Source organism: Pseudomonas batumici (genome assembly GCF_000820515.1).
Lineage (GTDB): Bacteria > Pseudomonadota > Gammaproteobacteria > Pseudomonadales > Pseudomonadaceae > Aquipseudomonas > Aquipseudomonas batumici.
Window position 1 is genome coordinate 1 of the sequence record NZ_JXDG01000077.1, and the last position, 1,944, is coordinate 1,944.

At 66.0% G+C, this 1,944-nt stretch carries 1 protein-coding gene; it reads left to right on the top strand.

The window, feature by feature from the left end; genetic code table 11:
* Positions 1-1,944, top strand: a 1,944-nt coding sequence (locus UCMB321_RS27830) for a beta strand repeat-containing protein (RefSeq protein ID WP_040071932.1), incomplete at both ends; no start/stop codon positions are given.

Sequence of the window (1,944 nt, forward strand, 5' to 3'; positions counted from 1 at the left end):
GGGCTGAATGCCAACAACGTCGACCGCTTTGAAATCATCACCCGTGCCGCGACGATCAACGCGCAGATCAATGCCAACCAACTGACGATCGTGGCCGGCCGCAACGACGTCGATGCCCAGAGCCTCAAGGCCACGGCGCGGGCCGACGACGGCAGTGCCAAACCCCAGGTGGCCATCGACTCCTCGGCCCTGGGCGGCATGTATGCCGGGGCGATCAAGCTGGTGGGGACCGAAGCCGGGGTTGGGGTCAAACTGGCTAGCAACCTGGCGGCCAGTGGCGGTGATATCCAGCTCGATGCCAACGGCCAACTGAGCCTGGCCCAGGCCACAGCCAGTGGCGCGGTCAACGTGAAGGCCGCGAGCCTCGACGCGCAAGGTCCGGTCTACGCCGGCAGCAGCTTGAACGTGCAGACCACGGGCGACCTGACCAGCCGGAACAACCTGGCGGCCCGGGACAGCATCACCCTCAACAGCGGCGGCCAGTTGAGCAACCTCGCGATCATCGAGGCCGGAGTCAATGCCGACAACACCCGCAACAGCAGCGGCGATGTCAGCGTCACGGCACAGAACTTCAGCAACACCGGCCAGAGCGTGATCGCCAGCCGCGACCTGAGCGTCAGCGTCGCGCAGGCCCTGGGCAACCAGGGCGGCACCTTGAGTGGGCAGCGGCAGGTCAGCGTGGCGGCGTCGACCCTGGACAACCAGAATAAAGGTCGGATCCTGAGCGGCGGCACCCTGGGCGTGACTGTCGGACAATTGCTCAATGGACAGGGTGGACTGATTCACAGCAATGGCTCGCTGAGCGCCAACCTGGGGGCGTTGAGCAACGGCCAGGCCGAGATCTCCAGTCTGGCCGACGTCAACCTGACGCTTGCCAGCCTGGACAACGTCGCCGGGCTGATCGCGGCCGGCAGCACCTTGAATATCAATGCCAGCGGAGCCTTCAACAACCAGGGCGGGCGGCTGGCCGCGCAACAGAACCTGCAAGTCAACGCGACGTCCCTGGACAACAGCCAGCAAGGTTCGATTGTCAGCCAGGGCAGCCTGGGCCTGACGACCAGTGGCGTGCTGGACAACCATCAGTCCGGCCAGATCCAGAGCAATGGCGTCGCCGTGATCAACAGCGCCAGCCTGGACAATCACCAGTCCGGCCTGCTGAGCAGTGGCAGCGCTCTGAGTCTGAGCAGCGGCCAGGTGAACAACAGCGAAAGCGGCCGTATCACCAGCGCCATGGCCCTGACCGTCAACTCCACCGGCCTGGACAATCACCAATCTGGCCAACTGAGCAGCGGCAGCGCCCTGAGCCTGAGCAGCGGCCTGGTGGACAACAGCCAAGGCGGGCACATCAGCAGTGCCACGAGCCTGACCGCCAGCGTCACCGGCCTGGACCAGCACACCCAGGGCCAGTTGAGCGGCACCACGGGCCTGACCCTCGACCTGAACCAGGGCCTGCTCAATAACCAGAACGCGCTGATCACCACCCCGGGCGCGCTGTTGCTCAAGAACCTGGCCACGGTGGTCAACCAGAACGGCGAAATCTCCAGCCATCAGGGCTTCACCCTGGCGGCCAACAGCCTGGACAACAGCGCCGGCGGCAAGGTGCTGAGCGACGCGGCCCTGACCCTGTCGGTCAACCAGACCTTGAACAACGCCCAGGGCGTGCTGTCCGGCAACAGCCTGGCGATCCAGACGGCCAGCCTGCTCAACACGGGTGGGCGGGCCACGGCCCAGTCCGCGCTGGACCTGACCCTCGGCAGCCTGGACAACAGTGCCGGCGGCACGCTTTCCAGCCAGGGGCGCCTGAACCTCGGCGCAACCGGAGTGCTGAGTAACCTGGGCGGTCAGATCAGCAGTGGGGCCGACCTGACCCTGAGCGGCGCCAGCCTCGACAACCGCCAGGGCGGTAACCTGTACGCCAAGGGCAACCTGGGCCTGACCCTGAGC